The organism is Cohnella ginsengisoli, assembly GCF_029525555.1.
Classification (GTDB): domain Bacteria; phylum Bacillota; class Bacilli; order Paenibacillales; family Paenibacillaceae; genus Cohnella; species Cohnella ginsengisoli.
The window spans coordinates 1,691,593-1,715,795 of the sequence record NZ_JAPDHZ010000003.1 but is presented as its reverse complement, the minus strand read 5'-3'; the positions used below and the strand labels follow the sequence as shown (position 1 = coordinate 1,715,795).

At 61.6% G+C, this 24,203-nt stretch carries 12 protein-coding genes and 3 pseudogenes; 10 read left to right on the top strand and 5 right to left on the bottom strand.

Annotated elements, in window-relative coordinates; genetic code table 11:
• The first annotated feature begins 74 nt into the window (after positions 1–74).
• The 5 genes from OMP38_RS19010 (at position 75) to OMP38_RS18990 (ending at position 12,699) form a co-directional block, all read left to right on the top strand.
• Positions 75–7,700, top strand: coding sequence for a fibronectin type III domain-containing protein (locus OMP38_RS19010; RefSeq protein WP_277566500.1), 7,626 nt, complete (start codon positions 75–77; stop codon positions 7,698–7,700).
• Between the two features lie 274 nt (positions 7,701–7,974).
• Positions 7,975–8,526, top strand: a complete 552-nt coding sequence (locus tag OMP38_RS19005; RefSeq protein ID WP_277566499.1) for a TetR/AcrR family transcriptional regulator — start codon at positions 7,975–7,977, stop codon at positions 8,524–8,526.
• 55 nt (positions 8,527–8,581) lie between these two features.
• A complete protein-coding gene (locus OMP38_RS19000) occupies positions 8,582–11,293 on the top strand; it encodes a cadherin-like beta sandwich domain-containing protein (RefSeq protein WP_277566498.1) in 2,712 nt (903 codons plus the stop codon).
• Positions 11,205–11,930, top strand: a complete 726-nt coding sequence (locus OMP38_RS18995) for a hypothetical protein (protein WP_277566497.1) — start codon at positions 11,205–11,207, stop codon at positions 11,928–11,930. Before OMP38_RS19000 ends, OMP38_RS18995 begins: the two co-directional genes overlap by 89 nt.
• Complete coding sequence (locus tag OMP38_RS18990; RefSeq protein WP_277566496.1) at positions 11,890–12,699, top strand: S-layer homology domain-containing protein; 810 nt, start codon at positions 11,890–11,892, stop codon at positions 12,697–12,699. The genes OMP38_RS18995 and OMP38_RS18990 overlap by 41 nt, the downstream gene beginning before the upstream one ends.
• A 346-nt stretch (positions 12,700–13,045) precedes the next feature.
• On the opposite strand, the pseudogene OMP38_RS18985 reads toward OMP38_RS18990, so the two are convergent.
• The 3 genes and pseudogenes from OMP38_RS18985 to OMP38_RS18975 form a co-directional block, all read right to left on the bottom strand.
• Positions 13,046–13,494: pseudogene (locus OMP38_RS18985) on the bottom strand (SDR family NAD(P)-dependent oxidoreductase); the annotation flags it as partial.
• A gap of 230 nt (positions 13,495–13,724) precedes the next feature.
• Entirely contained in the window at positions 13,725–14,123 is a 399-nt protein-coding gene (locus tag OMP38_RS18980; protein ID WP_277566495.1) for a hypothetical protein, read from the bottom strand.
• Positions 14,124–14,687: 564 nt separating this feature from the next.
• Positions 14,688–15,767, bottom strand: a complete 1,080-nt coding sequence (locus OMP38_RS18975) for a LacI family DNA-binding transcriptional regulator (RefSeq protein ID WP_277566494.1) — start codon at positions 15,765–15,767, stop codon at positions 14,688–14,690.
• 230 nt (positions 15,768–15,997) lie between these two features.
• On the opposite strand from OMP38_RS18975, the pseudogene OMP38_RS18970 reads away from it, so the two are divergent.
• From OMP38_RS18970 to OMP38_RS18950, 5 genes and pseudogenes are all read left to right on the top strand, one after another.
• Positions 15,998–17,433, top strand: a pseudogene (locus tag OMP38_RS18970) (L-fucose/L-arabinose isomerase family protein).
• Between the two features lie 20 nt (positions 17,434–17,453).
• Positions 17,454–18,299, top strand: a complete 846-nt coding sequence (locus OMP38_RS18965; protein WP_277566493.1) for a transketolase — start codon at positions 17,454–17,456, stop codon at positions 18,297–18,299.
• Between the two features lies 1 nt (position 18,300).
• Entirely contained in the window at positions 18,301–19,239 is a 939-nt protein-coding gene (locus OMP38_RS18960) for a transketolase family protein (protein WP_277566492.1), read from the top strand.
• Positions 19,240–19,251: 12 nt separating this feature from the next.
• The gene (gene glpK / locus OMP38_RS18955) at positions 19,252–20,778 is read left to right on the top strand and encodes a glycerol kinase GlpK (protein ID WP_277566491.1); all 1,527 of its coding nucleotides are present in this window, start codon (positions 19,252–19,254) and stop codon (positions 20,776–20,778) included.
• A complete protein-coding gene (locus OMP38_RS18950) occupies positions 20,775–21,197 on the top strand; it encodes a hypothetical protein (RefSeq protein WP_277566490.1) in 423 nt (140 codons plus the stop codon). The genes glpK and OMP38_RS18950 overlap by 4 nt, the downstream gene beginning before the upstream one ends.
• Positions 21,198–21,609: 412 nt before the next feature.
• On the opposite strand, the gene OMP38_RS18945 is transcribed toward OMP38_RS18950, so the two are convergent.
• Positions 21,610–22,311, bottom strand: coding sequence for a response regulator (locus OMP38_RS18945; protein ID WP_277533117.1), 702 nt, complete (start codon positions 22,309–22,311; stop codon positions 21,610–21,612).
• Positions 22,298–23,810 (bottom strand): annotated as a pseudogene (locus tag OMP38_RS34820) (ATP-binding protein). Before OMP38_RS34820 ends, OMP38_RS18945 begins: the two are co-directional and overlap by 14 nt.
• Positions 23,811–24,203: the final 393 nt, after the last annotated feature.

Here is a 24,203-nt window from a genome sequence, read left to right as displayed (position 1 = left end):
ATTGAGGAACGTTCGGCAAGGGAAGGACAAGATCGGATTCGACGCTTCATGCAAGACCATTCGATGAAAAGGATGTGTCCGAATGCTGTCGATCGTCAAAAAAGTCAGGCCTTTCACTGCTTGTCGCCGCATTAATCTCCTCGCCTCTGACCTTTTCCCCCGCCGCCCGCGCGCACGCGGACGCCGTCGAGACGAACGTCGCGCTCGGCCATGCGACCGTCACCGCGAACGGCCTCGTCAAAAACGCGCTCTCGCTCGCCAAGCTCGTCGACGGCGACCGGCAGGCGTCCAATTACTTGCTGATCGACGCAACCGCCGGGCCCAAGTGGGTTCAGCTCGATCTCGGCGAATCGTTCGACGTCACGCGCGTGAACGTATTGAACGACTTCAATCCTTCAGAGCCTCGGACCGGCAGGGACATCATCGTCCAGCTGTCCAACGACCCTTCGTTTGCAAACGGCGTCACGACCGTGTTCAACAACGATACGGACAACACGGCCGGCCAGGGCGCAGGGACCGACGCTTCTTATCTGGAGCCGACGGACGGCAGCGGCAAGACCGTGACGCTCTCTTCCCCCGTGAATGCGCGGTACGTCCGCTCCTGGGCGAACGGACACGTCCGGTCCTCGAACAACTCGGTCCAGACCGTCAATACGCCTGTCGAAGTGGAAGTGTATGCCGCCGTTCCCGCGACGAATACGTCGCTGCCGAGCGCAGTCGGCCTGACGGCGGGCAGCGCCTCGGTCAACAGCGCGAGCTTGTCCTGGACGAGTCCGGGACCGTCGGCCGTCAGCGGCTATGACATCCGTTACTCGACCTCTCCCATTACGAGCGCGAACTGGGACAACGGTCTCGTCGTCAAACGGGTGACCGGCGAGCCGTCCCCCGCAGCGGCTTCCACCGCCCAGAGCATGATCGTGAAGGGGCTGTCCTCCGGCACGCCGTTTTACTTCGCCATGAAGACGGTCGGCAGCTCGGGACAGGTATCGGCACTCTCCTCCTCCGTCCAAGTCTCGACCCTGCCGGTCGCCAACATCGCCCTCGGCAAGCCGGTCACGTCGAACGCAGCCAGCTCGACCGGACAGCCGTTCCCGGCCTTGACGGACGGCGTGAAGACGCGCGACGCTTATTTGCTCTATAGCGTCGCCGACGGTCCGAAGTGGGTGCAAGTCGATCTGGGCAAAACCTACGACATCGCCCGGATCAATATTCGCAACGATTGGGGCGCCTCCGCGGACGTCTATCGGTACGCCCGCGACATCGTCGTCCAACTGTCCAACGACGCGAGCTTCGCGAGCGGCGTCGTCACGGCGTTCAACAACGACGGCGACAACAGCGCCGGGCTAGGCGCCGGCACGGACGCCGAATACATGGAGCCGGCCGACGGCAGCGGCAAGGACATCTTGCTCGCCGACACGGTCGGCGCGCGTTATGTCCGCTACTGGGCGAACGGCCATGTCCGGGTCAACGGCTCGGTTAATACCGTCGACACGCCCGTCGAGCTCGAAGTGTACGCGGATCCCCAGGACAGCTCGCCGCCCGCCGCGGTGGCGAACCTGGCGAGCACCTTCGTCTCCTGGCAGTCCGCCGATCTCGCCTGGACGGCGCCAGGCGGCGACGGCAATACGGGCACGGCGGTCGCTTACGACCTACGTTACGCGACGAGCGCGATCACCTCGTCCAACTGGTCCTCCGCGACGCCTGTCTCCGGCGTTCCGGCGCCGAAGACGGCCGGCTCGGCCGAGTCGTTCACGGTGACCGGACTGACGCCGGGCACGACCTATTACTTCGCGCTGAAAGCGAAGGATCTCGTCAACGAATCGCCGATCTCGAACGTCGTGACGATCACCACGCCGACGGCGGACACGGTCGCGCCGGCCGCCATCGCGAACCTCCAGGCGACCCAGGCGATGTTCAAGTCCGTCAAGCTGACCTGGACGGCGCCGGGCGACGACGGCTCGAACGGCAAAGCCGCCAGCTACGACGTCCGTTATTCGACTTCGCCGATCACTGCGTCCAACTGGGCGTCGGCGACGCAGGCGGAGGGCGAACTGCCGCAGCCGACGGCGGGCACGCCTATGCAATTCAAGGTGACGGAGCTGACCGCAGGCGTTACGTATTACTTCGCGGTCCGGACGACGGACGCCGTAGGCAACGTATCGGGCCTGTCCAATCCCGCGAGCGCCACGATCGCGACGCCGGCGGCCGACGCCGTCACGGTCTCCTCGCTCTCCGCCCTGCAGACGGCGATCGACGGCGCGCCGGCAGGCGGCCGCGTCATCACGCTGGCCGCGGGCACCTATAACCAGACGACGCCGATCAATATTACGGGCAAGAACAATATCACGATCCGGGGCGCCGGCAGCAATTACACGGCGACGGTCGTGAAGGGGCTCGGCATCAACAACAGCGCGCTCGACATCAATTTTAAGGTCAACGACTCCGATTATGTCACGTTCAAGAACATGACGATTCAGGATTCCTATTATCATGCCATCCAGGTCAATCTGGGCTCGAAGTACTTCCATGCCGACGGCTTGAAAACCTGGGACAACGGCGAAGGCGGCTTCAAGACGACCTTCGACCTGAACAGCGGCAGCGGGTACACCGATTACGGCATCATCGAGAACTCGCTGATCGGCTACACCGCGAGCGGCATGCGCAGCGTCGTGGAAGGCGTCGACCTGATCGCCTCCAAGGGCTGGATCGTGCGCGGCAATCGCGTCGAGAACGCCAAGACGTCGAATAACGGCGGCGGCTACGGCATTTTCGCCAAGGGGAATTCCATCGATACGATCTTCGAGAACAACGTGATCGTAGGCAGCTTCGTCGCCCTGTCGTTCGGCGGCGGCGGCACGGGGGCGACCTTTTTCCGCAACCAGGATCAGACCTACGAGCATCGCGGCGGCATCATTCGCAACAATGTCGTCTTCGGCGCTACGGATACGGGCGTCTACCTGAACAAGGCCAACGGCTACAAGGTGTACAACAATACGATCCTGAACACCGGATCCGGCGTCGGCGCCATCGAGCCGCGGTTCGCCGGCACGAGCGGAGAGGTGCGCAACAACCTGATGACCGGCACGGTCAAAAACCGCGACGGCGGCACCTCCGTCGCGAGCAACAACATCACGGGCGCGACGGCAAGCTGGCTGGTCGATCCGGCGGGCGGCGACTATCGCCTGCATCCGTTCAACGGGATGGCAGCCAGAGACGTCGGCATGACGCTGGCCGACGTGCCGACCGACATGTACGGCGAAGCCCGTCCGTACGGCAGCGCGTACGACGTCGGCGCCGACGAGTTCGCGCCGAGCGAGACGACGCCGCCGGCCGCCATCGGCAATTTGACGGCAAGCGACATAACGTCCCGTACGTTCCTGTTGACATGGACGGCGGCGGGCGACGACGGCAACACGGGAACCGCGTATGCGTACGACATTCGCTATGCGAATGCCCCGATCACGGAAACGAATTGGAGCAGCGCGCAGAAGGCGGACGCGACGCCGCTGCCTGCGGCCGCAGGGACTTCGCAGTCGGTTAAGATCGTGGGCCCCACGGCAGGCAGCGTCATTTATGCGGCCGTGAAGACGGTGGACGACCAAGGCAACGTGTCGCCGCTGTCAAACATCGTACAGGTTAACACGCCTGCGGCGTCGGGTTCCGAATTCACGCCGACCGACGACGCCTATGTGGCCGCCTCGGGCGACAGATCCGGCACAAGCCAATCGCTGATCATTCTGAACAACGGCAACAGCACGTATTGGAGTTATTTAAAGGCCGACTTCACCGGTTATTCCGCGACGCATGCCGAACGCGCGGTCTTGAAGCTGTACGTATCGGACATCCCGAACAATCCAAGCCGGCCGCATGCGCTCGCCGTCACCGGACTGATCAACGACAGCTGGTCGGAAAGCACGGTCAACAGGCTCACCTTGGCCGACGAGACCGGCGCCGTCCCGCTGGGATCGATCCAGTTCAGCAAGCCGGGCTGGTATGAATTCGACGTCACGGCGTTTATTAACAGCCAGATGACCGACAAAATCGTCACTTTTAAAATTAGCGATCCGCAGGCTCAAGCGGCAAGAGTGGAGCTGAACAGCTCGGAGCATCCGTACAACAAGCCTTACTTGCTTATCAGCGAAACGGACGATGTCGCGCCGGCGGCGATCGCCAATCTTGCGGCCGGCAATAAAACGCTGAGCAGCGTCGAACTGAGCTGGACGGCGCCAGGCGACGACGGCAACGTCCGGACGGCAAGCGAATACGACGTTCGGTACGCCGCTTCGCCGATCACCGAGTCGAACTGGGCGAACGCCACGCCCGTGACCGGGGAGCCCTCGCCGCTGGCGGCGGGCACCGCGCAGAAGTTCACCGTGCTGGGCTTGACGCCGGGCGCGACGTACTACTTCGCGATGAATACGCGGGACGACGCGAACAACGAGTCGGCTCTCTCCAACGTGGTTCAAGTCGTCCTGGAGACGACCGTCAACGTCGCGCGCGGCAAGGCGGTCACCACGAACGGCGCGGTGTCCAGCGGCTCGGTCTCGGTCGTGACGGACGGCGCGCGAGCTTCGAGCGGGTACGCGCTGATCAGCGTCGCCGACGGTCCCAAATGGGTGCAGGTAGATCTGGGTCAGGCTTATGCGATCAGCCGCATCAACGTGCTGAACGACTGGGGCGGGGTCTCGGGCATCGCCAGGACGGGGCGCGACCACATCGTGCAGATCTCCAACGATCCGACGTTTGCATCCGGCGTCACGACCGTCTTCAACAACGACGCGGACAACAGCGCGGGACTCGGCGCGGGCAGCGACGCGGCCTACCAGGAGCCGACCGACGGCTCGGGCAAAAACATCGCGCTGGCGACGCCCGTCAGTGCCAGGTACGTCAGGTCCTGGGCCAACGGGCACGTGAGAGTCACGGGGGAGACGAATCTGGTCAATACCCCCGTGGAGCTCGAGGTGTACGCGAATCCCGGAGATGCGACGGCCCCGGGCGCGATCGCGAATCTGTCCGCGTCCGGTACGACCTGGAAGTCGACCAACCTGTCGTGGACCGCTCCGGGCGACGACGGCACGACCGGTACGGCCGCTTCCTATGACATCCGCTACTACACGTCCAGCATCACGGAAAACAACTGGAACAATGCCGTGCAGCTGACGAACGAGCCGGCTCCGGCGATCGCGGGCACGACGCAGACGATGGCGGTAACCGGACTGCCCGCGGGCGCGTCGCTGTTCTTCGCGATGCGGACGTTCGACGAGGCGTCCAACGCCTCGGCCCTGTCCAACGTCGTGCCCGTCACGACGGCGGCGAACGATCCGACGCCGCCTGCGGCGATCGCCGATCTGCAGGCGGCGAACCCGGGCGCGCGCAGCGTGCAGCTGACCTGGACGGCGCCGGGCAACGATGGCAACAACGGCTTGGCGGAAGGCTACGACGTCCGGTACTCGACTTCGCCGATTACGACCGAGGCCCAGTGGGCCGCGGCGACGCAGGCGGAGGATGAGCTGGCGCAGAAGAGTCCCGGCCAGACGATGAAGTACCAGGTCAACCAGCTTCAGACAGGCGCGACCTATTACTTCGCGGTCAAGACGTACGATGACGGCGGCAACTACGGCGGCCTGTCCAACTCCGTCAGCGCGACGACCGCGACACCGACGCCGGACAGCGTGACGGTCGCTTCGCTGTCCCAGCTGCAGCAGGCGATCGACCAGGCGCCCGCGCAGGGCAGGGTCATTACCCTCGCCGCAGGGACTTACAGCCAGACGGCGACGATCAATATCAACGGCAAAAACAACATTACGATCCAGGGCGCGACCTCGAACTACGACGACACGGTCGTCGCCGGGCCGGGCATCGACGCCTCGAGCATGGATATCAACTTCAAGGTCAACGACTCAGACTATGTGACGTTCAAAAACATGACGATCCGCGATTCTTACTACCATGCGATCCAGGTGAACTCGGGGTCGGATTATTTCCGCGCCGATCATCTGAAGACTTGGGACAACGGGGAAGGCGGCTTCAAGTCGACCTCGGGCGGCAGCCTGGATCTGCCTTACGCGGACTACGGCACGATCGAGAACTCCTTGATCGGCTACACGACGGGCGGTACGCGCAGCGTCGTGGAAGGGGTAGACCTGATCGCGGCCAAGGGCTGGATCATCCGGGGCAACACCTTCCAGAACGCGAAAATGTCCGGCGGCGGCGTCGCCTATGCCTTCTTCGCCAAAGGCAATTCCATCGACACGCTCGTCGAGAACAACGTGTTCCAGAACAGCTTCATCGCCATGTCGTTCGGCGGCGGCGGTACCGCGCCGCAGTACTTCCGGAACGGAGATACGTCGCTTGAGCACCGCGGCGGCATCATGCGCAACAATGTCGTGTACGGAACGGCCGACGCGGGCGTCTATATGAACAAGGCTTCCGGCTTCAAGGTTTACAACAACACGATTCTTGGCGTTCCGTCGGGCGTAGGCGCCGTGGAGTCCAGGTTCGCAGGAAGCAGCGGCGACGTGCGCAACAACCTGATGGACAAAGCGGTGAAGCTCCGCGACGGCGGCGCGGCTACCAGCAGCAACAATATTACGAACGGCACCGCGAGCATGCTGGTCAACGCGGCCGCCGGCGATTACCATCTGAACGCGGCCACCGCCTCGGCGGCGATCGATACCGGCTTCGCGCTGCCGGCCGACGTGCCGCTGGACATGGACGGCCAGCCGCGTCCGTCCGGCTCGGCCTACGACATCGGCGCCGACGAGCTCAGCGCGACCCCTGCCGCGCCAACCGGCCTTACGGCCAGCTTGGTTAGCGGCAACGTCCAGCTGGCCTGGAACGTCGTGTCCGGCGCAACTAGTTATACGGTGAAGCGCGCGACCGTCGCAGGAGGTCCGTATACGAGCTTGGCCACGGGCCTCACGACGAATGCCTATACGGACAATGCCGCAGCGGCGGGCGCGACCTACTATTACACTGTCTCCGCCGCGAATGCGGCCGGGGCGGGGCCGAACGCCGCCGAGGCATCCGTCACCGTTCCGCTGGCAGCGCCGACCGGTCTTACCGCGACAGGCGGCAGCGGCAAGGTCAACCTGGGCTGGACGGCTTCTGCCGGCGCGACCGGCTATAACGTGAAGCGCGGCACCGTCAGCGGCGGCCCGTACAGCATCGTCGCGACGAGCGTGACCGGCGCCGTCTACGCCGACACGACCGTCGCGAACGGGACGACGTATTATTATGTCGTGAGCGCCCTTAGTTCGGGCGGCGAGAGCGCGGACTCCGCGCAGGTATCGGCCACGCCTTCGAGCGGCGCGGCGCTGAATAGGACCGGTTGGACAGCGGCAGCTTCGTCTGCCACCTATGGGACGGCTGCTGCGCTGGACGGCAATGCGTCGACGCGCTGGGCGACGAGCGCCGCGCAGCAGGTCGGGCAGTACTATCAGGTCAACATGGGTGGGGCCAAGACGTTCAACAAGATCACGCTGGACTCTACGGGCGGCAGCGATTATCCCCGTGCTTACGAAGTATACGTCTCCTCCGACGGCACGAACTGGGGCACTGCAGTCGCGAGCGGCACGGGCAGCGGCAACGTGCAGACCGTCGCTTTCCCCGTGCAGACGGCCCAGTATATCAAGGTCGTGCTGACGGCCGCGGCCTCCCCGTGGTGGAGCATTTACGAGTTCAACGTGTATGAGCCTTAAGCGCCCGTCTTAGAAATCCTTCTTAAGCTTCAACAGAAAGCTAGATCCGCTTCCGACCGACCGCCGGCGGCAGCCCGATTTCGGGCCGCTCCGGCGGTTTTCGCTATCTTATATCTTGACGCTTTTCGGCAAAATACGGCATACTTATTTGTGGTAAATAATAGTAAATCAATTTATATACCTTATGGAATGTATATGATTCAAAGAAAGCAAAAGGGAGAGACCGTTTTGCAAAAAAAACAAGTTCCAGTTAAAAAGAGAAGCGACGTACCGGATGCTGGTTGAAGCGGGCTGGCATTGCTTTGCGGAGAAGGGATTTGCGTCTACGACGTTGGCGGACATCGTATCGCGCACCGGACATACGAAGGGGGCGTTTTACGGTCATTTTCAAAGCAAAGAGCAGCTGTTTATGCACGTACTGGACTTCCAGATCGAAGTAACGGAAGGCTGGTGGGATATTCCCAGGGAGTATAGCCCCTCCGACTGCACGCTTGAGGAAGTGATCGGATTCACGCTTGCGCGACTTGGCGAGCTGATGAAGGGGATCGACAACTGGATCGTGACGCTCGTCGATTTTTATCAGCAGACCAAACGGGACGAAGCGATGCAGCGGCTGCTTAAAGAAAAATATCGCCGGTGGATCGCGGGGATCGAACGCTTGATCGTGTCGCTGCAGGACAAGGGATGGATCGCGAAGGAAAAAGATCCGCGCCCGATCGCGATGCAAGTGATCGCCTTCAACGAAGGGTATACGATCTTCTCGGCGTTGTTCGGCGGAACGGACCCGCAGGTTTTGATCGAGGGGCTGGTGAAGCTAATTCGGTAGCCGAAGGGCTCGCTCCGTTCGCTTTTATATTCGGAAGATAAAAGGAGAAAGAAGAATGAAGCGCAAAGCGATCGCAATCATGCTGGTTTTCTTAATGGCTTCGGCCGTCCTGTCCCATGCGGCGGGGACGCTTCGGCATGCATGGGCCGCCGACGCCGTCTGGACGCCGATTAACAGCGCGTCGGATTTGTATCATGTCCGCGACGACCTGGCAGGTCATTACAAGCTGATGCAGGATATCGACCTGGCCGTGTATAGTGCCGGTGCCGGCTGGGAGCCGATCGGGACCAACGCAAGCGGATTTACGGGCAGCTTCGACGGCAACGGTTTTGCCATCCGGAATTTGACGATCAATCGGCCTGGCATGAATAGTGTCGGGTTATTCGGCTTCGCAGACCATGCGACGATTGCCAACGTGCATCTGACGAACGTAAACGTGATGGGGCATTCCGATGTTGGCGGGTTAGCCGGCTTCTGGGATAGTTCTTCTATTAGCCGCGCCTCCGTTCAAGGCACGGTGTCCGGTGTTGAAGTTGTAGGCGGTTTGGTTGGCTATAACAGCCTGTCAAACATCTCCGACAGCTACATGGCCGGGCATGTCGCTGTCGTACCGGGAACTGGCGATAGCTTCGGCGGATTGATCGGCTACGGTACCGGCAACGGCGCCCGAGGTTCGATCGCCCGGTCGTATTCGACCGCTGCCGTCGATCCCGGCACGAATGCCGGCGGTCTGGTCGGACGGATAGACGGTCCTGTAGTGGTGACATCCGCCTACTGGGACACGGAGACAAGCGGGCAGTCCGCTTCCGCGGCGGGCACGGGCAAGTCGACCGCGCAGATGCTGCAAAGGTCGACCTATTCGGGCTGGGACTTCACCGGGAACGGTACGAACGACCCGGTCTGGGGCATGGTGGAGGGCGCCGCCTATCCGCTTCAATACAGCGATTACAAGAAAGTAGCGCTCGACTCGCTGAACGTAACGGATACGGGTGGCGTGGCGCAGGAGCTGGATCGCGATTTTGCCGGCGACTACGGCATTTACGAAGTTCGGGTGGGAAGCGAGACCGACCAGGTGGAAGTGTCGGGATCGCCGCTCGCCGCGGGTTCAATCGTTTCGATAGACGGAAAAACAGATTCGGAGACGCTAGCGCTGAATCCGGGAACAAATATATTCGAGATCAAAGTCAGCGACGCTGACGATCCGGCCGCGCTCAACGTGGTCTACAAGCTGACCGTCAACCGGGAAGACGGAAGCGCGCAATATCCGCATCGCATCGCGACCGCGGAGCAGTTGTCCAAAATCGGAGATACGTCCGTCGGTTACGAGCTGGACGACAGCTATGAACTCGAAGCGGATATTGATTTGACCGTATTTTCCGCGTCCGCCGGATGGAAGCCGATCGGCAGCGGGATATCGCCGTTTACAGGCTTATTCGAAGGGAACGGCCACACGATCGCGAATGTAAACGTCCATCGTCCGGCTTCCGATGAACAGGGTTTGTTCGGCGTCACGTCCGGGGCGAAGATCTCCGATGTCTCGATCGTGAATGCGGATATTGCCGGCGCAGACAAGGTCGGCGGATTGATCGGTCGCGCGGGGAACACGGTTGTAGACGGCGTATCCGTCCAGGGGGAGATCTCCGGCGCAAGCGATGTCGGCGGCCTCATCGGTACTGCGGATGCCCTGACTTCCTTGAACGAATCGTACGCTGCGGCCGCTGTGCAGGCGGTTAGCGGCGGCGGCGGGCTCATCGGCTCGGGAGCGGCAGCCGGATCGGTGACGCATGCATTCTGGGACAGTGAGCGCAGCGGGCAAGCTTCCTCGGCAGGCGGCGGCACGCCGCATAGCACGGGGGACATGATGAAGCAAGCGACCTATACCGGCTATAGCGGATCGGTGTGGGCGTTCGGCATCGGGAAAAGATGGGGTATCGTCGAAGGAACGACTTATCCGATGCCGTATGCCAGCCTTCAAGGCGTGAGTCCGGCCGCCATCGCGGTCGCGGCGCCCGGTACCATGCTGACGATGACGCCCTCCGTTTTTAATGCCTCGACAGGCATCTACGCGATTGCGCTCGAAGCGCCGGTTCCTCAAGCGGAGTTCACGGTGACGCCGTCAGTGGGGCAAACCGTCTATATCGACGGCGTTAACGGCAATACGCGCGAAGTTGATTTGAACCTGGGCGACAAGCCGGTCGAGATCGTCGTGAAGGGCGGCAACGGGCAAATTGGCGTGTACCGGTTCACGCTTGCCGTGCCGTCGCCTTCGGCGGCCGTTATATCCGTTCCGCCGGACGACATCTACGGCATAGGCGACGAACTGAATTTTGTGGTCGCCTACGATTATCCCGTCGACGTCGATTCCGCCGCGCCGCCGAAGCTGCCGATCGAGCTGGATAACAGCGCAGGTCTGTCCGCTACGTATGAAGGCATGTCCGGCGGCGATCCGCGCAAGCTGCAGTTCCGCTATACCGTTCAAGAAGGCGACCGCGCTGCGGCCGGTATCCAACTGGGGGGATGCGCTCGTCGCCCCCTCAACTTCGTCCGTGACGACAATAGGCAGTCCCGTGTCCCTGGATCTGGCGAGTCCGCTGCCGGATACGAACGGCATCGTCATCGACGGGGAGCTCCCCGAGATTGCGTTGACGCCTGCGACGACAGCGCCGGTGGGCGGTCCCGTGACGATCGCGGTGGATACGGACGGAACGGGTACGAACATAGCCGCGGTCAAATGGGCGGCGGGGAACCGGAACGTATCTTATTTTGACGGGGCGGGAACGACCTTGACAGGCGGAACGTTCGAAGCCGCGGATAACGGCACTTACACGGTCTACGCCATAGACGAAGCCGGCAACGAACGGGTCGAGGAGATTGCCATCGCGAATATCGTGAATAAGGCGCCAACCATTGCGCTGGACTACACGCCAAAGTCAGCTGCCGCGGACGGGGTCGACATCACGGTGTCGGCAGCCGTCGCGGACGATGCGGCGGGCAATAAAATAGAAGCGTTGAAGTGGGCGGCTGGTTCGTTAGCCACAGCTGACTTCGATGACCCGGACGTCGGGACCGACGTTCCGTCCTCTGGCTTGTTCCATGTGAGCGCGAACGGCAACTATACCGTGTTTGCGGCGGATTCGGCAGGGAACAGGCAGGTACAATCGCTTGTTATAGACAATATCATCGATTCTCCGGTGACAAACGTTCCTTATTCGAACCCGGTTGTGAATCAGGCGTCGTATTATCTCGTTCCCGGACGCGAGTATACGCTATCGATCGAGGGGCTGGAGCTGTACGTCCCTGCGGATGCGATCAAGCAAGCGACCAACGTCACGCTTAAAAAAGGTGACGGAAGAAGCAAAGAGCTTGCTCCAACCCGGTCAATTGATCTTGTCCGACGTCTATGAATTGCTGAAGGATACGCCGGGCAAGTTCGACGTTCCCGTGCGCCTGCGACTGAACGTCAAGAGCCATTCCTGGGCCGACGATCAACATCCGGCATTGGTTTATTATGACGAAACCCAGGCAAAATGGACGGCCATCGGAGGTAAGCATTCCGGAGGCACTTTGGCAGGCGAGACGGATCATTTCACCAAATTTGCCGTTATTCTCGTGGACGACGAACCGACTTCTGAGCCGCCGATTCCGGTGCCGACCGACATCGCCGGGCACTGGGCCGAGCAGGAGATCGAGAGCGCCGTCGCCAAGGGAATCATCGCCGGCTATCCCGACGGCACGTTCCGGCCGAACCTACCGGTCACGCGTGCGGAATTCGCAGTGCTGCTGAATCGCGTACTGGCATTGCCGGGAGGCCACTCATCGAGCTTCGAAGATCAGGGCGATATTCCGGCATGGGCAAGCGAGGCCGTGGCTGCTGTCGAGGAAGCGGGCATCGTCAGCGGTTATCAGGACCGTAGCTTCCGACCCGGCGCTCCATTGAGCCGAATCGAGACGGCCGCGCTGATCGCAAGGGCCGCGCGATTGCCTTTAACGAATAAGGAGCGCACTTCCTTCGCCGACGATGCCGCGATCGCCGAGTGGGCGCTGCCCTATATTAATGCGGCATTGAAAGCGGGGCTTGTAGAGGGTCAAAGCCTTAACAGGTTCAATCCATTGGCCCCGATCACGCGAGCCGAAGCGGTCGTGCTGCTGGCGCGGCTGGCATCGTTGCGGTAAGGATATTCGCGAACCGATTCAGGCAGCAATACGCGCATAAGCAAGAGGACTGTCCCGTCATTCGAGATGACAGGGGACAGTCCTCTGTTTGTGCGGGCCGAAGCCGAAGCCGATGGGATCAGATCGCGTACGGCGTCGCTTCCATCTGCTCGGCCTTGGCGACGGCCGCTTCGAGCGTCATGCCCGTGAACAGCTGCGCATGCAGGAAGCGACCGCTCCGCCGATCGTCGACGAACGCGCCGACGGAGATGCCCGGGATGACGGACTCCACGGCGTTGGGCGCCTGGGGCCCGCCCAGATCGGTACGGCACCAGCCCGGATCGGTCAGGCTGATGACGACGTCCGTCCCGTCCAGCCTGGAGGCCAGATCCTTGGTGAACTTGTCGAGCGCGGCTTTGCTCGCCGCGTATCCGGCTTGCTCGGGTTCGTTGCGGATGCCGCTCGTCGTGTTGATCACGCGCCCATGGCCGCGTTCGATCATCTTGGGGATCAGCCGGTTGCAGATCAGCGCCGCCGAGATGAAGTTGATCTTAAGCTCTGCTCGAAGTCGCTGACCGGCGTCTGCCAGTAGTCCGTCCGATAGGCGATCTGTACCGCGGCATTGTTGAACACGATATCGACCTGCGTACCCTTCGCTTCGATCTCGTTCAGCATGGCTTCGACTTCGTCCGTCGCACCAAGCTCCGCGCTTACGGCATAGGCTTCAATGCCGAGCGAACGAACCTCCTCGACCACGGAAGCCGTATGCTCGGGCTTCCTGCTGTGCAAGATCAGATTGCAGCCCTGCCGGGCCATGAAGATCGCCGTCTGATAGCCGACGCCGCGGCTCGCGCCCGTAATCAGCGCCCATTTTCCTTTTACGTTATACATCGAACGATCCATCCCTTCTCTTGTGAACGCGCGTTCATAATAATGTTTTCATTATAATAGCGGGGCGCGGCAAAGACAACTTTGTCATGGGACGAAGCTGTATAAGCGATCTATTCGATTCGTTGCGACTGCTGCTCCTGCCTCGCTTATCCTCGTTATTCGCCCAAATATAAATCGATAACGCCCGCGCCATGCGTTCGCGCAGACGCCGAAGGGAATTGGTCGTATACTGCCCGCCGACAAGACCGAAGTAAGGGATCTCGATCGAAAAAGCCATCGGCACGTTTTCCTGAATCATAAACGAAGAGCAGGTGGGATACGGCTGGTTCCAGTCGTCGCCCCCCCTCGATATCGTAGGCCGGATCGTACGGGATGTCCCGTGCGCCGTCCAATCCCCGCGACAGCTCGCTCAGCGCTTGCCCGAAACGCTCGATCCTGCGGTCCGCCTCGGTGCCCGTTTTAACGATAAAGACATGGTCGTTCCACTCTTCCCATCTGTGCGGACAATGCAAATCCATGCCGGCGACGGGCCGCAAAGCGCGCAAATATCGCATGATCGACGGCGTTGATCCGGTCGAAAAATTTCTCGAAATGCCGTACTAGGTAGGGCAGCGAAAAAGCGAAGTATATCACGGGGCAATCGGCGGCGAAGCGTTAAACGAACGAGTGGTTGATAGCGTTTTCTTTATGCTGCCCCTCAGTATATCGCCTGCGAGCGAAGGGATACATAGCATCGTTTTTGTTTTGATACCTCCATTTGAGGTATCCCGTTTGTCATCCAAAATGAAGGTATCAAATCAAAAATAGCGCTAATGCCGAAGATCAAGGCGGGCTGAAAGCGAGAAAACCAACGTTACTGAGCCGAGTTGTGGCTGTAAGCGAGAAAAGCGCGGCTATAGCGGGACAATGAGGCTCAAGGTGGGCTGTAAGTGAGAAAAGCAACGTTACCGGGCAGGGGCTGGTGTGAGCTTGTAGCGACGGTGTAGACGGTAGCGTCGATCGGTGCGCGCATGATCGACTCAAGCAGCAAGAAAGGTACAGCCTCCTAGTTTCCGCAGGGGCTGTACCTTTCGCTTCGGGCGATCTTTCTATCGGTATTGCTTATGTTCGCGGCGTCATTAGCGAACGGCGTCCGATGGCGCCGTCGCCACGAGCGCTGCCGGATCCGGGGAGCGGGAGGACCCTCTCGCGATCAATTGCGTGTCCACGAGCACCTTCGAGCCGACGAGCGAGTCGGATTCGATCGCTTCGACGATCATGTCGACCGCGAGGCGGGCCATCCGTTCCTTTTCTACGTGCACGGTCGTAAGCTCGGGAGACACGATGAGCGCTTCGGAGATGTTGTCGAAGCCGACCACGGAGACGTCCTCCGGCACGCGGTAGCCCAGCTCGACGAGCGATTTGATCGCGCTGATCGCGATGTAGTCGCATTCGCAGAAGAAGGCCGTCGGCATCGGCTGCCGCGATTCCCGGTAGGCGGACAATCGCTTCTTCAGCGCGTCCTGGGAAGCGAGGATGGTGGGCGCTACCGAGAAGACATGCTCCGGCGACAGCTCCCGCCCGTGCTCCTGCAGCGCCTGCATGAACCCGGCGCGGCGGTCGTCGAAGTTGCGGATGCGAATATCGGAAGCGATGTAGCCGATGTCGCGGTGACCGAGCCCGCACAGATGCTGACCCGCCTGATAGGAACCAATGACGTTGTTAATCTGAATAAAAGGAATCGGGAGCGTCTCGAAGCAGGTGTCCAGCACGACAAGCGGGGCGTTCAAGCGATCGGCGACCTGTTCGAGCATCGCTTTGTTCAAGTTCGTGCCCAGCAGAATGACGCCGTCGGCGCGCTTGTCCTCGGCGATCGCCCGGATGCCTTCGTCGAACGCGGACATGTCTACGGAGGAGAACAGCAGGGAATAGCCGCTCGCGCGGCATCGTTCCTCGATATAGTGAATCAGCTCCCGGAAGAAGGGCTGCTGGTAATATTGCTCCAAGACGATGCCGGAGTTGGCGAACACAAGGAACGTGATCGAGGCGCTCTGCGGTTCGCGGGCCGCGGTTCGCGACTTGGGCTGGTAGCCGTTTTCCTTGGCGATTTGAAGGATCCGGTCCCGCGTTTCCGGACCGATGCCCCCTTTCCCGTTGAGCGCCAGCGACACGGCGGCTTTGGATACGCCGGCGAGCCTGGCGATGTCTTCCATCTTCATGAAGAGAGTCTCCATTCGTTCCGTTTAGTAAGTTTAGTTTAATGTTAATTTCGTTAAGAAGCAAGAGATGTTCTTTTTGTTTAGTTAATTTAGTTTAAAATTCAACTAAAATAATGATTTTATTTACTTAAAATGCATTGACCAGCAGAAAAACCAGTGATAAATTGAACTCATGAAATCAAACGACCTCCAATAAGTTTAGTTAGTTTACTGAAGAGGAGACTCTACACATGAGCAGATTGAAGCTGGGCTATGCGCCGACCCGACGTTTCGTATTTAGCGCTGAAGACGCTTTCCGCTACAAAGTGATGATCAAGGAAAAAATCGAAAGCTTCGGCCTCGACATCGATATCGTCGACCTGGAGGGGCTCAATCAAGAGGGACTGCTCTACGACGACCATATCAACGCCGACCTGATCGCCGACCGGTTCAAGCAGGAAAAAGTGGACGCCGTGTTCTTCCCGCACTGCAACTTCGGAACGGAGGATACGGTGGCGCGCGTCGGCAAAGCGCTGGGCAAGCCCGTCCTGCTATGGGGCCCCCCGCGACGAAGCGCCGCTTGAGGACGGCATGCGCCTGCGAGATACGCAGTGCGGCCTGTTCGCCACCGGCAAGATTCTGCGCCGCTTCAACGTTCCTTTCACCTATGTCACGAACAGCCGGGTGAACGATCCCGTTTTCGAGCGGGGCTTCACGAACTTCGTCGCCGCCGCGAACGTGGTCAGAAAATTCCGCAGCCTGCGGATCCTGCAGATCGGCCCGCGCCCGGCTTCCTTCTGGACGATGATGTGCAATGAAGGGGAGCTGCTGGAGCGGTTCGGCATCGAGATCCATCCGATCACGCTGGTCGATATCCAGCGCGCTTCGCAGAAGATCGAGAAGGGCAGCAGCTCGGAGCTGGCGGAAGCGATCGATTATATTAAAGCGAAGCTGGACTGGTCCGAAGTGACCGAAGCGGACGTCCGCCGGATCGCCGCCCTGAAGGTCGCGATGAAGCAGTACGCCCTGAACACCGGCAGCACGGCGATCGCGATCCAATGCTGGTCGTCCCTGCAGGACGCCATGGGGATCATGCCTTGTCTGGCCAACGCGATCCTGACCGACGAGCAGATCCCGGTCACGTGCGAGACCGACATTCACGGCGCGATCACCTCCGTCATGGTCCAAGCGGCCACGCTGAACCAGCACCCGACGTTTTTCGCCGACCTGACCGTCCGCCATCCCGAAAATCCGAACGGCGAGCTGCTGTTCCACTGCGGCAACTTCCCCCGTCTCCCTGACGGTCGAAGACAAGCCGAAGCTGCGCAAGCACTTCCTGTTCGACGACCATTCGCCGGGCACGCACGAAGGCGAGATCAAGGGCGGCGACATGACGCTGGCGCGCTTCGACGGCGACCACGGCGAGTATCAGCTTTTCCTCGGCAAGGCCCGGGGCATTCAAGGCCCGTATACGCGCGGCTCGTACGTCTGGGTGGAAGTGAACGACTGGCCGCTGTGGGAAGAGAAGCTGGTCAAAGGCCCTTATGTCCATCATTCCGTAGGCATTCACGCGAACGCGATTCCGGCCCTGTACGAGGCGTGCAATTATATCCCGGGTCTGACCCCCGATGCGGTCGATCCGACCGAACGCGAGATTCAGGCCTGGCTCCGCGGCGCGGGATTGTGAATCAAAGGAGGCATTCATCCATGGAAACGACGGCACTTAAAGCGAAAGCCGCGCAGATCCGCATGGACCTGCTGAAGATGATTCACGGCGCCAAGACGGGGCATACGGGCGGCTCGCTCAGCAACACCGACATTTTGACGGCGCTCTACTATCGCATCATGAAGCTTGATCCCGCAAATCCGAAGTGGGACGGGCGCGACCGGTTCATCGCAAGCAAGGGGCATTCGGTCGAATCCCTCTGGTGCATCCTCGGCGACCTCGGCTTTTTTCCCAAGGAAGAGCTGAAGACGTTCAGCCAGTTCGGCACGCGGCTGATCGGGCATCCGAACAACAAGGTGCCGGGCATCGAAATGAATACGGGCGCGCTGGGCCACGGGCTGGCCATCGGCGTCGGCATGGCGCTCGCGGCGAAGCGGGACGGCAAGGACTATCGGGTGTTCTGCTTGATGGGCGACGGCGAACAGGCGGAAGGCTCCGTATGGGAAGCCGCGATGGCGGGTCCGCACTACAAGCTGGATAACCTGGTCGCCATCATCGACCGCAACCGGCTTCAGATCAGCGGATCGACCGAGGAAGTGATGGGCCTCGAGCCGCTCGAGGAAAAGTGGGCGGCCTTCGGCTGGCACGTCGTATCCATCGACGGCAACGACATGGAGCAACTGGTGCGCGCTTTCGAGGCGGCGCCTTCGATCCCGGGCAAGCCGACGCTGGTCATGGCGAACACGGTCAAAGGCAAGGGCGTGTCCTTCGCCGAAAACGTGGCGCACTGGCATCATCACGTGCCGAACGACGAGCAGCTGGCCTTGGCGCTCGCCGAGCTGTCCGCCGCAATCGAGAGCTACGAGCAGGAAGGGCTGGTGCGTTAACATGGCGAATACGATACCGAACCGTCAGGTCATTTGCGATACGCTGCTGGAGCTGGCCAAGGAGGACCGCGACATCATGGTGCTCGCCAGCGACTCGCGGGGCTCGGCCGCCATGGCTCCCTTTGCCAAGGCGTATCCGGACCAATTCGTCGAAGTCGGCATCGCCGAACAGAACATCGTCGGCATCTCCGCGGGCCTCGCGCATAGCGGCAAAAAGCCGTTCGTGACCTCGCCGGCTTGCTTCCTCAGCATGCGAAGCATCGAGCAGATCAAGGTGGACGTCGCTTATTCGGCCACGAACGTGAAGCTGGTCGGCATCAGCGGGGGCGTCAGCTACGGCGCGCTCGGCATGTCCCACCATTCGGTGCAGGATCTGGCCGTTTCGCGGGCGATTCCGGGCCTGGCCGTCATCCTGCCCGCCGACCGTCACGAGACGAAACGCATGACCGAGGCGCTCGTGAAGCACGAGGGCGGCGCGTACATCCGCATCGGGCGCAATCCGGTCGAAGACGTCTACGAGAACGACGACTACGAATTCGTGATCGGCAAGGCCGTCACCCTGCGCGAAGGCGGCGATCTGACGATCATCGCGGCAGGCGAGACCGTTCGCGTCGCGCTCGACGCCCATGAAGCGCTTAAAGAAGCAGGGGTGTCCTGCCGCGTGATTAACATGCATACGATCAAGCCGCTGGACGAGGAAGCGGTCGTCAAGGCCGCCTCGGAGACGGGACATATCATCACCGTCGAGGAGCACAGTATTCATGGCGGTCTCGGCGCCGCGGTGGCCGAAGTCGTCGTACAGCACAAGCCCGTGCCGATGCGCATTCTCGGCATCCCGGACGAGCCGGCCATCGCGGGCAAGAGTGCAGAGGTATTCGATCATTACGGCATCAGCGCCGGCAACATTAAAAAGATCGCCCTCGATCTGCTGGGCAGATAAGGACGGCCGTTTATGGAAAAGTATATCCTGGCGGTCGACCAGAGTACGGCAGGCACGAAGGCCTTGCTCGTCGACCGGTCCGGCCGGGTCGTAGCGAAGAGCAGCGCGGAGCACCGGCAAATGTATCCGAAGCCGGGGTGGGTGGAGCACGATCCGCTCGAGATTTACGACAACGTGAAGCGGACGGTGCGCGAAGCGCTGAAGCTGGCGGGCATCAAGCCCGCCGCTTTGGCCGCGCTCGCGATCACGAACCAGCGGGAGACGGCCGTCGTCTGGGATCGCGAGACCGGCCTTCCCGTCTACAACGCGATCGTCTGGCAATGCCAGCGCACGGCCGACCGGTGCGAGGCGCTGCGAGCCGCCGGACACGAACGGTCGGTGCGGGCCAAGACCGGACTGATGCTCGATCCGTACTTCTCCGCCGCCAAGTGGGACTGGATCCTGACGCATGTTGAAAGCGCTAAACCGCTGCTGGCGCAAGGCCGCTTGCTCGTCGGCACGATCGACAGCTGGCTGATCTGGAAGCTGACAGGCGGGAAAACGCATGCGACCGACTACACCAACGCGAGCCGGACTTCCCTGTTCAATATCCATACGCTGGACTGGGACGACGAGCTGTGCGGACTGTTCGGCGTGCCGCGGGAGATGCTGCCCGAGGTCAAGTCTTCGGACGACGCATTCGGATACACGGACGACGCGGATCTGTTCCCCGAGCAGCTCCCCATATCCGGCGTCATCGGGGATTCCCAAGGCGCCCTGTTCGGGCAGCTGTGCCTTGAGCCGGGCATGGCGAAGGCGACCTACGGCACGGGAACCTCGGTGCTCATGAACACCGGCGAACGCCCCGTCGTATCGGATCAAGGGTTGGTGACCGCCATTGCCTGGGGAAAAGGCGGCCAGATAACTTATGCGCTCGAAGCCGTCATCCGCAGCTCCGGCGACAGCGTGAAGTGGGTCAGGGACAATCTCGGGCTGTTCGATTCGTTCGAGGAGCTGGAGGCCATGCTGCGGCAGACGCCGGACAATGAAGGCGTCTACCTGGTGCCCGCCTTCGTCGGACTTGGCGCTCCCTATTGGGACCCGTACGCAAGGGCCGCGATCGTGGGCATGAGCCGGGCGACCGGCAAAGGCCATATCGTCCGCGCGGCGGTCGAGAGCATCGCCTACCAGGTGCGCGACGCGGCCGAGCTGATGGTGCGCGAGACGGGCATCCCGCTGAAGAAACTGCATGCGGACGGCGGTGCCTCCGGCAATCCCCTGCTCATGCAGTTCCAGGCGGACTTGCTGAATCTGGCCGTGTCGCGGTCGGCGGTCGCGGAGCTGTCGGCGATGGGCGCCGTCTATATGGCGGGACTCGGCGTCGGCTATTGGGCATCGCTGGACGAGATCGCGCGCTTCGGCGCCGCCGGGCAGCCATACGCCCCGGCCATGGACGCTGTCGAGCGCGAGCGATTGTACGCAGGGTGGCAAAAAGCGGCGGCTTCGGTGCTAAGCGCCCCTATCAAACCCAACGCCTTGGAGGAGGTCAACCGAGTATGACGTATACCGAGAAGACCCGCATCGGCATCATCTTTAAAAACGAAGCGGCCCGCGCCGTTCTGATCCGCAGGCTGCCGGACTTGCTATCCTCGCCGCCGCATATGCTGTCGCTCTTCAAGAGCTTGACGCTGGAGAAGGTGTACGCCTTCCGCCAGGAAGAATTGGGGCAGTCGGATTGGATCGCCAAGACGCTGGCGGAGCTCGCCGAAGTCGCGTCCGATCACGCGGATGCGGAGCCGATTGCCGAAGCCGCGCCTTCCGCCGAATACGAGCCGGCCGACGTCCCGGAGGCGTCCGCAGCCGTTCAGGCGCCGGACGAAGCCGAGCAGTGGGGCGTCTACGAGATCGCGCCGGTTCGCCGACGAGGGGGGGAGAGCCGTTCGTCTATCACGGGCATTTCTCGTGGATTTACGCGCTGAACGACGACTGCCGCCTGGACTACGACGGGCAGCCGGTCACGGCGGACGGCAGGGAAGTGTCGCTGATGGAATGGCTGGCGCTGCAGAAAAAATAGCCGATCCGCCGACCGGCCGTCTAAAATAAATAAATATAGCTCGATGCAAGCTCGATCAAGGCGGCCCGCGTTTTCAAAAGCGCGGGTTTTTGGCCGCTTGCGAGGTTGGACAGCCGGCTTCGGACGAGCGCGTCGCTCGTCGCCGCGTCGGCCTGCCCTCTATCATATGCCCATCGCAAAGCGCTGTAAAATGCGGCAAGCGCGGACAAAATCCCCATGCGGGCAAATTTGCTTGCCGCGGCAAACCGCGGTCTCTTAAACGATGCCTTTTGCGAGGAACCTCGCCGACGCTCGTACGCGCGCACGCGCGCATCGAATCAATCCCGCGACCTGAACCGATAGCCGACCCCCGGCTCCGTCAAAATAAACTGGGGCCGGGTCGAATCCGCCTCCAGCTTCTTGCGCAGGTGTCCGATGTACACGCGCAGATAGTGGCTGTCGGACTCGCTGAACGCGTCGCCCCACACCTGCTGCAGCAGCTGCCGCTGGGTGACGACCTTGCCGGCGCTCGTCGCGAGCACTCTAAGCAGCTCGTATTCGGTGGGCGTCAGCTTGACCCGCTCGCCGTCCAGCTCCACGACGCGGTGCACGAGATCGATCGAGAGCGCGCCGAACGTCAGCGTCGGTTCGTTGGCCGAATCGGACGCATGCCGCAGCGCCACCCGGATTCGCGCGACCAGCTCGCCCATGCCGAACGGCTTGGTCACATAGTCGTCGGCGCCGCCGTCGAGCGCGACGATCTTGTCTTCCTCCCGGTCTCTGGCCGTCAGCACGATGACCGGCGCGCGCGACCATGCCCGGATGCGGCTTAGCACTTCAAGCCCGTGCAGATCGGGCAGCCCCAGGTCGAGCACGATCAGGTCGGGACGGACCTCGATCGCTTGCCGCACGCCATCCTCGCCGGTCGCCGCCTCGTGAATGCCGAAGCTGTACGCCTGCAGCGTCACGCGCAGCAGCTTGCGGATCTGCGGCTCGTCGTCCACGATCAATATTTTTGCGACTTGCTCATTCATCCCCATCCCGCTCCGTTCCATGGTCCTTCGGCCGCTCCCGCGGCTCGTCCGCCGCGCTGAGCGGCAAGGCGATCGTCACGACCGTCCCCTGCGGCTCGTTCCGCCTGGCCGAGATCGTGCCGCCGTGCAGCTCCACGATGCCTTTGCAGATCGCAAGCCCCAAGCCTGTGCCGGTGATCTGTCTGGTCGCGTCCGCGCGGTAAAATTTCTCGAATATCCGCCGGTATTCGTCGTCCGCGAGTCCGATCCCCCCGATCGGCGACGGCGATGAGGAGCCGGTCCGCGCTCACAGACACGGCAATGTCGATATCGCTGCCGTCCGGACTATACTTGACGGCGTTGCTGAGCACATTCACCAGTACCTGCTCCAGCAGCACATCGTCGCCGCGTATGAACGGGACCTGGCCGGGCAGGCTGACCCGCAGCTTTCGATTCTCCTGAAAGTCTTTGACCTGCGCCAGCGCCACTCCGATCAAATCCTCGGCATCGCACCAGTTTTGCCGCAGACGCAGCATGCCGCTCTCCAACTGCACCATGCTGAGCAGATTCCTCACAAGCCGGTTCATCCGCATCGCGCCGTCGCGAATATTGACCAGCAATTCCTTGCGGTCCTCGGGCGAAAAAGGCGCGTCGTCGGCGGTCAGCACGGTCGCCGAACCGATGATGGCGGCCAGCGGCGTCCGCAGCTCGTGAGAGACGGAGTCGAGGATCGCCGTGCGCAGGCGTTCGGACTCCGCCGTCAGATGGGCGATCTTGGCTTCCTCGGCCAGCTTTGCGCGGGCGATCGCGCCGGCCGCGAGGCCGGCGAGCGCCTCGAGCATTTGCAACTGACCGGCAGTCAGGCCGCTCCTGCGCGCCTTCAGATTGAGCGCGAGCACGCCGTAGACGCGGTCCTCGGCGCGCAGCGGCAAGTAGCAGCCGTGCGCGTCCCGCAGCGTATGCGAGCCGTAGCCGACCGCTTCGCCGTGATCGAAGGCGAGCCTGGCGGTCGCCTTTTCCGCGTCGCCTTCTCCCCAGCCGCCTTCGCCGCGGTCGCCGTCCGCGCCGGCGCGGTGCGCGAGCGCCAGCTTATCCTGCTCGTCCGGCAAGTAGACGACGGCTTCGGCGTCCATCGAGCGCGCCGCCTCGCGCGAGACGCTGTCCAGCAGGGCGTCAACGTCGGCGATCTCGCTCATCTGCCGGCTCAGCGCGTACAGGGCGGCCGTGTGCGCTTCCCGCTGCTTCGCATACGCCAGCTGCTGCTTGAGCCGCGAGGCGAGGCTGGCGGTCAGCGCGGCGACGGCCACGTAGACGGCGAACGACACCAGATAACGCAGGTCGGCGACCGTGAAGCTCAGCTTCGGCGGAACGAAGAAAAAATCGAATGCCAATATCGCGAGCACCGCCGCGTAGATCGCGGAACGAAGGCCCCACCAGACGGCGCTGACGAGCATCGGAAATAAATAAAGGAGCGCAATGTTCACCAGGTCCAAAGCAAAGGTGAGCGGCTGCAAGGCTATCGTCATGAACGCGATCAGCAGCGTGATGCCCGCGTAGGCCTTCCAGGTCGTCCGCATGGCTTGGGACATCTGCACGATTTTCACTCCCCGGCTGCCCGGTTGTCGGCGTCTTTTTTCTTAAGGTTACTGTAAATAGGGGAGAAAATAAACCGCGATACGGCGTAAAAATCCTATAAAAATCATAGAGAACCGGAACGAGGCCGAGATAATAGACGGATGCCGGAGCGTTCCGCCTTTTTCATTTTCCAATCCGGCGATTTCTGACGAATTCCGTCCATTTCGGATATTGGCTTTATTTACAGTATAGCCGGCCGGGCGTAAGATACGTGCATTAACGGCGCCTTGCCGACGTCTTGGCGACGGACTCGACCGTCTTGCGGAGAGAAGGGATGAGGGAGC

Coding starts and splice junctions, on each gene's coding strand:
- OMP38_RS19005 (WP_277566499.1), top strand. CDS start 7,975: ATGCTGGTTGAAGCGGGCTGGCATTGCTTTGCGGAGAAGGGATTTGCG.
- OMP38_RS19000 (WP_277566498.1), top strand. CDS start 8,582: ATGAAGCGCAAAGCGATCGCAATCATGCTGGTTTTCTTAATGGCTTCG.
- OMP38_RS18980 (WP_277566495.1), bottom strand. CDS start 14,123: ATGCGATATTTGCGCGCTTTGCGGCCCGTCGCCGGCATGGATTTGCAT.
- OMP38_RS18975 (WP_277566494.1), bottom strand. CDS start 15,767: ATGAAGATGGAAGACATCGCCAGGCTCGCCGGCGTATCCAAAGCCGCC.
- OMP38_RS18965 (WP_277566493.1), top strand. CDS start 17,454: ATGGAAACGACGGCACTTAAAGCGAAAGCCGCGCAGATCCGCATGGAC.
- OMP38_RS18960 (WP_277566492.1), top strand. CDS start 18,301: ATGGCGAATACGATACCGAACCGTCAGGTCATTTGCGATACGCTGCTG.
- glpK (WP_277566491.1), top strand. CDS start 19,252: ATGGAAAAGTATATCCTGGCGGTCGACCAGAGTACGGCAGGCACGAAG.
- OMP38_RS18950 (WP_277566490.1), top strand. CDS start 20,775: ATGACGTATACCGAGAAGACCCGCATCGGCATCATCTTTAAAAACGAA.
- OMP38_RS18945 (WP_277533117.1), bottom strand. CDS start 22,311: ATGGGGATGAATGAGCAAGTCGCAAAAATATTGATCGTGGACGACGAG.